8 protein-coding genes are annotated in these 8,492 nt (G+C 67.4%); 6 read left to right on the top strand and 2 right to left on the bottom strand.

Annotated elements, in window-relative coordinates; all coding sequences use genetic code 11:
- The 3 genes from C5F44_RS17280 to C5F44_RS17270 form a co-directional block, all read left to right on the top strand.
- On the top strand, positions 1–978 hold a 978-nt coding region (locus C5F44_RS17280; protein WP_107674863.1), incomplete at its 5' end, for a COX15/CtaA family protein.
- Positions 979–980: 2 nt separating this feature from the next.
- The gene (locus tag C5F44_RS17275) at positions 981–2,459 is read left to right on the top strand and encodes a carboxypeptidase M32 (RefSeq protein WP_107674861.1); all 1,479 of its coding nucleotides are present in this window, start codon (positions 981–983) and stop codon (positions 2,457–2,459) included.
- A complete protein-coding gene (locus tag C5F44_RS17270; protein ID WP_107674859.1) occupies positions 2,456–3,646 on the top strand; it encodes an MFS transporter in 1,191 nt (396 codons plus the stop codon). The genes C5F44_RS17275 and C5F44_RS17270 overlap by 4 nt, the downstream gene beginning before the upstream one ends.
- Before the next feature lie 17 nt (positions 3,647–3,663).
- On the opposite strand, the gene C5F44_RS17265 is transcribed toward C5F44_RS17270, so the two are convergent.
- On the bottom strand, positions 3,664–4,452 hold the full coding sequence (locus tag C5F44_RS17265; protein WP_107674857.1) for an enoyl-CoA hydratase: 789 nt from the start codon (positions 4,450–4,452) through the stop codon (positions 3,664–3,666).
- Positions 4,453–4,526: 74 nt separating this feature from the next.
- Here C5F44_RS17265 and C5F44_RS17260 point away from each other — a divergent pair, with 74 nt between their 5' ends.
- A complete protein-coding gene (locus C5F44_RS17260) occupies positions 4,527–4,940 on the top strand; it encodes a PaaI family thioesterase (protein ID WP_107674855.1) in 414 nt (137 codons plus the stop codon).
- Positions 4,941–4,958: 18 nt separating this feature from the next.
- Here C5F44_RS17260 and C5F44_RS17255 read toward each other — a convergent pair whose 3' ends face one another.
- The gene (locus tag C5F44_RS17255) at positions 4,959–5,333 is read right to left on the bottom strand and encodes a bactofilin family protein (protein WP_107674853.1); all 375 of its coding nucleotides are present in this window, start codon (positions 5,331–5,333) and stop codon (positions 4,959–4,961) included.
- Between the two features lie 180 nt (positions 5,334–5,513).
- Here C5F44_RS17255 and C5F44_RS17250 point away from each other — a divergent pair, with 180 nt between their 5' ends.
- Positions 5,514–6,482 carry an agmatinase gene (locus C5F44_RS17250; RefSeq protein WP_107674851.1) on the top strand — a complete coding sequence of 323 codons (969 nt, stop codon included), beginning with the start codon at positions 5,514–5,516 and terminating at the stop codon, positions 6,480–6,482.
- 60 nt (positions 6,483–6,542) lie between these two features.
- Positions 6,543–8,219, top strand: a complete 1,677-nt coding sequence (locus tag C5F44_RS17245; RefSeq protein WP_107674850.1) for an amidohydrolase — start codon at positions 6,543–6,545, stop codon at positions 8,217–8,219.
- Positions 8,220–8,492: the final 273 nt, after the last annotated feature.

Below are 8,492 nucleotides of genomic sequence, written 5' to 3'. Positions count from 1 at the left end.
TTGTCGATCACCGAATGGCGCCCCGTGACCGGCATGGTGCCGCCCCTGTCGGAAACAGATTGGGCGGTCGAGTTCGAAAAATACAAGGCGACCCCGCAATTCGCCCTGCTGAACAGCCAGATGACGGTAGATGACTTCAAGTCGATCTACTGGTGGGAATGGAGCCACCGGCAGTTGGGCCGCCTGGTCGGGCTTGTCTGGGCCGCGGGATTTCTGTGGTTCCTGCTGCGCAAATCCATTCCGCCGGGCTGGACCGGGCGGCTTCTGGGCGTGGGACTGCTGGGCGGGGCGCAGGGTGCGGTGGGCTGGCTGATGGTCAAGTCCGGCCTTGTCGGTTCGATGGTCAGCGTTGCCAGCTACATGCTGGCCTTCCATCTGGGCGTGGCCTTCGTGATCCTTGGCCTGCTGGCGAATTACATCCTGCTTCTGGGCCGCAGCGAGGCCGCGCTGATGACCGCCCGTCGCGGGCGCGAGGGCAAGCTGGCCGGCATGGCCACCGGCCTGATGCATTTCGCCTTTCTGCAAATCCTGCTGGGGGCCCTGGTGGCGGGCATCGACGCCGGACGCGCCTTCCCGACCTGGCCGCTGATGGGCGAGACCTTCTTCCCCGCCGATGCCTTCTATGTGCCCGACGGGCAGGGGGGCACGTTGCCGCTGTGGCACGCCTTCTTTGAAAACCCCGGCCTTGTGCAGTTCCTGCACCGGATGGCGGGCTACCTGCTGTTCGCCTTCGGCATCGTCGCCTGGATCCGGGGCCGCAAGTCGGCGCATGGCCAGACGCGCTTTGCCTTCCACATGGTAATGCTGATGCTGGTGGCGCAACTGGGCCTTGGCATCGTCACGGTGCTGACGGGCGCGCATCTTCATGTGGCGATCACCCACCAGATCGGCGCGGTGATCCTTTGGGTGCTGATCCTTCGGGCGCGGCACCTTGCTCAATACCCCGTGGCGGGGTCGATCCGGGAAGGGACGGCATGACAATGCGGAACGATGCCTATGAGGCGCTTCTGGCGCATGTGCGCGAAACCGCGGCGCTTGAGTCGGTGGCCGGTCGGCTGGGCTGGGACCAGGAAACCGTGATGCCGCGCGGTTCGGCCCTGCAACGCGCCGAGGAAATGGCCGCGATGGAGGGCGTTCTGCACGCGCGGCGCACCGACGAGCGGATCGCCGAATGGCTGGATGCGGTGGAACCCGAAGGCGCGGTGGCCAAGGCGCAGGTCGCGCGGGTGGCGCGGGCCCATTCGCGGGCAACCAGGGTGCCGGCGGACCTGGCACAAGAGATTGCCCGCGTGACCAGCGTGTCTCAGGGCATCTGGGCCGAGGCGCGGGCAGCCGACGATGTGGCGGCCTTCCTGCCCACGCTGACCGAGGTGATCCGCCTGAAGCGCGAGGAGGGGGCCGCGCTGGCGCAAGGGGGCGATCCCTATGATGCGCTGGTGGATGATTACGAACCCGGCATGACCGGCGCTGATATCGCGGCGATGTTCGGCGCGTTGCGGCCGCGTCTGGTGGCGCTGCGCGAACGGGTGCTGGGGGCTGCGAAGCAACCCGCGCCGCTGGAAGGCAATTTCGGGTCCGAGGCGCAGTTGCGGCTGGCCCGCGACGTGGCCGCCGCCTTCGGCTATGATTTCAGCCGCGGCCGGATCGACATTGCGGTGCATCCCTTCTCAAGCGGGTCGGGCAATGACGTGCGGATCACCACGCGGGTTTCGGAATCCGATCCGTTCAACTGCCTGTATTCGACCATCCACGAAGTCGGCCACGCCGCCTATGAACAGAACGTCGACCCCGACTATCTGCTGACGCCTATTGGTCAGGGTGTTTCGATGGGCGTCCATGAAAGCCAGAGCCGGATCTTCGAAAACCAGCTTGGCCGCAGCGAAGCCTTCACCGGCTGGCTTTATGGCGAGATGCGAGATCGGTTCGGCGATTTCGGCATCGGTTCGGCGCGCGGATTCTTCGGCGCGGTCAACCGGGTGCGGCCCGGCTATATCCGCACCGAGGCCGACGAGGTGCATTACAACCTGCATGTCATGCTGCGTTTCGATCTGGAGCGGGCCTTGATGCGCGGCCAACTGGACGTGACCGATCTGGAAACCGCCTGGAATGATCGGTTCAAGGCCGATTTCGGGGTGGCGGTTGACCGGCCCAGCCATGGCGTGTTGCAGGACGTGCACTGGTCGGTGGGGCTGTTCGGATACTTCCCCACCTATACGCTGGGCAATGTCTATGCCGGCTGCCTGCATCGGGCCCTGCGCGCCGACCTGCCGGATCTGGATGCCCGGATGGCCGCGGGCGACCCGTCGCCGGCAACCGAATGGCTGCGTGAAAAGGTGCAGCGCCACGGTGCGCTGATGGCCCCGCGCGAGGTGATCGCGCAGGCTTGCGGCTTCGAGCCGTCGCCCGAACCTCTGCTGGACTATCTGGAGGCCAAGTTCGGCGGGATCTACGAGGTGTGACGCCGGAGGCAGACAGCGGGGATGCAGCGGCGGTCTGGCTTCTGGCGCTGGGGCAGACCCTGCTTTACGCGGGCAGCTACTATTCCTTTCCCGCGCTTCTGCCCGCGCTAGAGGCCGATCTGGGCTGGACGAAGGCCACCTTCGCGGCCGGCCCGACGCTGGGGTTCCTGATCATGGCCGGGCTGACCCTGTGGTCGGGCCGGCTGGTTGATCGCGGTTTCGGCGGTGAGCTGCTGATCTGGGCGCCGCTGATGGTGGCGGGCGGGGTTCTGCTGCTGGGGCTGGTCCGGTCACCGTTGGGCTGGAACCTTGGCTGGGCGATCATAGGGGTGGCGCAGGCGGCCTGTCTTTACGAGACCTGCTTTGCCTTCCTGACCCGCCGTCTGGGCGGCGATGCCCGGGCCGCGATCACCCGGGTGACGCTGGTGGCGGGTTTTGCCGGAACGCTGGCCTTTCCGCTGGGGCATGTGCTTGGGCAGGCCTTCGGCGGGCAGGGCGGGATGCTGGTGTTCGCGGCCATGATTGCCGGGATGGTGGTGCCGATGAACGTCATCGCGGTGGTGCGCCTGCGCCGCAAGGCGCGCGTGGCCGGGCTGGCCCGGCCGGCGGATGCCCCCGGGGCGCTGCGCCGGGCGCTGGCGAAGCCGGCCTTCTGGGCGATTTCGGGGGCGGTGGCGCTGATCTGGCTGAATCACGGCATCCTGCTGACCTATGTGCTGGTGCTGTTTCAGGACCGCGGCGCCGGGCCGGCGCTTGCGGCCACGGCGGCGGCCTGTGTCGGGCCGGCACAGGTGGCCGGGCGGCTGGCGCTGCTGATGGCGGGCGCCCGCATCTCGACCGCGACAGCAACGCTGGCCTCGCTGGCCTCGGTCGTGGTGGCGGGCGGGTTGCTGTGGGCGGCGGGGGCGGCGATGCCGCTGATCTTTGCCTTTGCCGTGCTGCAAGGGGCCGGGGCCGGGCTGCTGTCGATCCTGCGGCCGGTGCTGGTGGCCGAAACCCTGGGCCGCGACGGCTTTGGCGCGATCTCGGGCGCGGTGGCGATTGCGCCGATTCTGGCCAGCGCCGCCGCGCCTTCGGTCGGGGCGGCGCTGCTGGCGATGGGCGGCACACCGGCGGTCTATGCCGCGACCTGGCTGATGGCACTGGCGGGGCTGGCGACGGCGGCACTACTGTTGCGCCGGGTCTGAACCTGCCGGTCAGCCAATCAGGCCCAGTCGGGTTTGCGCTTTGCCAGAAAGGCGGCGATCCCTTCCTCGGTATCGCGCCACAAAAGGTTTTCCGCCATCACCTGTCCGGTTCGAGCATAGGCCTGGTCCAGCGGCAGGCCAAGCTGGTCATAGAAGGCGCGCTTGCCGATGCGGACCGCTGCGGTCAGCTTGCCGGCCAGCGTGCGGGCAAGCGCCTGGGTCACCGCATCCAGTGAGTCCGGCGGGGCGACGCGGTTCACCAGACCCACCTCGCGGGCGCGGTCGGCGGACAGGAATTCGCCGGTCGTCAGCATCTCGAACGCGATGGCGGGCGGCACCTTGCGGGTCAGCGCGACCATGGGGGTGGAACAGAACAGGCCGATGTTCACCCCGTTGACCCCGAACCGCGCATCCGAGGCGGCGGTGACCAGATCGCAGGAGGCGGCAAGCTGGCAGCCGGCGGCGGTGGCAATGCCATGCACCTGCGCGATTACCGGCTGGGGCAGGGCCGGAATGGCCTGCATCACTGCGGCGCAGCGGGCGAACAGGTCGGTGAACCGGGCGGCCCCCTTGTCGGCGGCGGTGCGGGCGGCCTGCATTTCCTTGAGGTCATGCCCCGCACAGAAGGCCCGCCCCGCACCGCGCAGGACGATCACGCGGCTGCTGCTGTCTTGCGCAAGCGCGGCAAAGCTGGCTGAAAGTGCGTCCAGCATCGCATCCGACAGGGCATTCAGGCTGGCCGGGGCGTTCAGGGTCAGCGTGGTAACGCCGGTATCGTCCTGGCGCAGGATCAAAGGCTCGGTCATTGCATCCCCCCGTGGCTTCGCGGCAGGGTAGGGGCGCGGAAGGACGGGGGGAAGGGTCTTTGACGGAATTGCAGATGGATGCCGGGGCGCTGGAGGCGTTCCTGCGGCGTGACTTCGGACAGGTGGCCGAGGATTTCGCGGTGGACCGGGCCGATGCGGCGGGCGTCACGCTGCGGCTGAAGGTGGCCGAGCGCCATTTGCGGCCGGGTGGCACGGTCAGCGGCCCGGCCATGTTCGGGCTGGCCGATGTGGCAATGTATCTGGCGATCCTCAGCCGGATCGGGCCGGTGGCGCTGGCGGTGACAACGAACTGCGCCATCGACTTCATGCGCAAGCCTTCGGCGGGGCGCGACCTGCTGGCCGAGGCGCGGGTGCTGAAACTGGGCCGCGCGCTGGCCGTAGGCGATGTGATGCTGTTCAGCGAAGGCAGCCCCGAGCCGGTGGCGCGGGCCAGCCTGACCTATTCCATTCCCCCGGCGCGGGGGTGAAGGCCCGCGTGGCGCCGTTCAGACCTTGGGGCGGGCGAAGCGGCCTTCGATCTGGGCGCCGCTTTCGATGACAAGCGTCGAATAGACGACTTCCGCCGTCACCTGCGAGGTGGCGCGCATGGTGAAGCTGCCCGACTGCACCTTGCCGTCAAGCCGCCCCTTCACCTCAACCGTCTGCGCGCTGACCGAACCCGAGATCCGCCCGTCCTGCCCCACCGTCAGGACATCGGCCGAAAGATTGCCGTCGACCTCTCCATAAACCTCGACCGTGCCGGCCGAGGTGATTTCGCCGGTGATCCGCAGATCAGAGCCAAGGACCGAGCGGCTTGCAGGCGCACCCGATGCAGGGCGCGAGGCGGGCGCGGCGGTCGGGTCGGCGGATTTGGAAAACATCTGGGTATTCCCTGTCTGGATTGCCCTGATAAGGTGAAATCGCCGGGCGACGGTCAAGGGGGAGGCGTGTGCGCCGGATCACCACAGGCGGAAATCCCGCCCCAATGTGTCGCCAGCAGGCCTGACAGCGCCCCGGCGGGGTGTTTGGATGCCCCCGATTGCAGGGCATGACAGGAGGTTATGGTGACGGATGCGTTCTTCAGGCCGGTTTCCGGCTTTGATCTGCCGCGATTCGCGGGCGTGCCCAGCTTCATGCGGCTGCCGCATGTGCCCTTTGACCATCCGCGCTTTCCCGAGGTGCAGATCGGCCTGATCGGCGCACCCTGGGATGGCGGCACCACGAACCGCCCCGGCCCACGGCACGGGCCGCGCCAGTTGCGCGATCTCAGCACCATGATCCGGGCGGCGAACGGCGCGACCTGGGTGGCGCCCTTCGACCTGGCCCGCTGCGCCGATCTGGGCGATGTGGCGCCGAACCCTGCCGACCTGATGGATTCGATGGCGCGGATGGAGGCTTTCTACGACCGGGTGGTCGCGGCCGGCATCCGGCCGCTGACGGCCGGCGGCGACCATCTGTGTTCGCTGCCGATCCTGCGGTCGGTGGCGAAGGCGCGGCCGGTGGGGCTGATCCAGTTCGACAGCCATACCGACCTGAACGACATCTACTTCGGCACCAGCCGCTACAACCACGGCACCCCGTTCCGCCGGGCGGTGGAGGAAGGGCTGGTGGACCCGAAACGCTATTGTCTGATCGGTATCCGGGGCACCGCCTATGGCCGCGACGACTGGGATTTCGCGGCCGCGAACGGCATCCGCATCATTCCCATCGCCGAATTCCATGCGCGCGGCGCCGAGGATGTGATGGCCGAGGCGCGCGAGATCGCGGGCGCCGGGCCGACCTATGTGACCTATGACATCGACTTTGTGGACCCGACCTTCGCCCCGGGCACCGGAACGCCCGAGGTGGGCGGGCCGAATAGCTGGCAGGCGTTGCAGGTGGCGCGGGGGCTGCGGGGGCTGGATGTGGTCGGGGCGGATCTGGTCGAAGTGTCGCCCCCCTTCGATGCCTCGGGCGGCACGGCCTGGCTGGGCGTCAACCTGATGTTCGAGATGCTTTGTGTGATGGCTGAGCGCGTCGCGGTTCGCTGAGCGCAGGAACCGGGGGTTTCACACCCCCGGACCCCCGTGGGATATTTGAGGACAGATGAAATGAACGTGGACGACCGTCAGCCTGACCTGATCATTACGAATGCCAGAGTGCTGACCATGGACCCGGACCGGCCGCGCGCCGAGGCGGTTGCCTGTGCCGGTGGCAGGATTCTTGCCGTGGGCAGATCGGCAGACATGGATGCGCTTTCCGGCCCGGACACCGTGGTGATCGACGCGGACGGACGGACGCTGCTTCCCGGTTTCGTGGAAAGCCACCTGCATCTGGTGCTGGGCGGGGCCGAGCTTGAGCAGTTGCAACTGGTCGGGGTCGCGGGGTTCGAGGCGCTGAAGGCGGCCTTCCACGCCTATGCGGCGGCCAATCCCGACCGGCCGATCCTTCTGGCCCAGGGGGCGGCCTATGAGATTCTTGATCATCCGGTGACGCGGCAGGATCTGGATGCGGTGATCGCGGACCGGCCGATCGCGATGATGGCGCCGGATCATCACACGGTCTGGGCCAACACGCTGGCGCTGACGCAGGCGGGCCTGTTGCACGGCGCCGACACACCACATGGCCATGTGGTGGTGATGGCCCCCGATGGCACGGCAACCGGCGAGTTGCGCGAATTTGAGGCCTTCGGTCCGGTTCTGGCACTGGGGGGCGAGGCGCATCTGCAACTGGGCATCGCCACCGGCGGAGAGCCGGACCCCTGGCCCGATGCCGCACAACGGGCGGCCGACAAGGAAAAGATCGTGGCGGGGCTCGCGCATTGCGCGCGGCACGGCATCACCAGCATGGTGAACATGGATGGCAACCGCTACACCTGCGTGCTGCTCAAGGAGCTTGAGGCCGAGGGCCGATTGACCGCCCGCGTGGTGGTGCCGTTCCACATGAAGCCGCATATGGAACTGTCCGAACTGTCCCGTGCCAGCGCCATGGCCGAAGAGTTCAAGGGCGAATGGGTGCGGTCCGGCTTCGTGAAGATGTTTCAGGATGGCGTGGTGGACAGCCGGACCGCCTATATGCTGCACGCCTATCCGGGCACGGACGAGCAGGGCGAGCCGCTGTTCGATCCGGCCCGGTTCAAGGAGATCTGCATCGAGATCGACCGGCGCGGGTTGCAGATCGCGGTTCATGCCATCGGCGACGGGGCGGTGCAGGTGACGATCGACGGTTATGAGGCGGCGCGGCTGGCCAACGGGCCGCGCGACAGCCGGCACCGGATCGAGCATATCGAGTTGATCGACCGGGCCGACGTGCCCCGGCTGGGCGCGCTGGGGATTACAGCCAGCGTGCAACCGCCCCATCCGCCCGGTGCGATGGAGTTCCCGATGTCCACCATGGAGCATGTCTTCCACCGTGACCGCTGGAAGGATGCCTATCTGTGGAAGACCCTGGCCGACCATGGTGCGCCGCTGGCCTATGCCAGCGACTGGCCGGTGACCGATGTGAACGTGATGCGGGGCATCCAGGCCGCCCTGACCCGCGTGCCCTATGCCGGTTGTCAGGATGAGCGGGTGGGTCTGATGGAGACGCTATACGCCTACACAGCCGGCGGAGCCTGGGCGGCGCATCTGGACGATGTGACGGGAACGCTGAAGCCGGGTCTGGCAGCGGACCTGGTGCTGATCGACGGCGATCTCGAATCGCTGCCGCCGCTGGGAATCGGGGCCACGGGAATCGCTCTGACTGTCTCTGGCGGGCGCATTACCCACCAAGGGCCGGGATTCGCCTGACTTTTCCACAGGCACCCCTGCCCTGAGAAGGGCAGGGGAGAGCCAAAAAACCTTGGAAAACATGGCTTCTGACAAAAAATCGTCACATGACGCGATTTTCCTCTTGCGACCCCCGGCGCCCGGACGTAAATACCGCCTCACCGAAGCGGACGGGACGCGGAAACGCGGTTCGGAAGTTGCGGAAGCGGAGGCGAAGACCTTCGTAACAAAAATACCGGAGGCAAGGCGGTGGTTACGCTGAGAGTTTCAGCGTGCTGTTTGTTTTGTGTCCAC

Origin of the sequence: Fuscovulum blasticum DSM 2131, assembly GCF_003034965.1 — a bacterium.
In the GTDB taxonomy this organism is placed as follows: domain Bacteria; phylum Pseudomonadota; class Alphaproteobacteria; order Rhodobacterales; family Rhodobacteraceae; genus Pseudogemmobacter; species Pseudogemmobacter blasticus.
The sequence above is the reverse complement of the archived record's forward strand: the minus strand, read 5'-3'. Positions and strand labels throughout refer to the sequence as shown.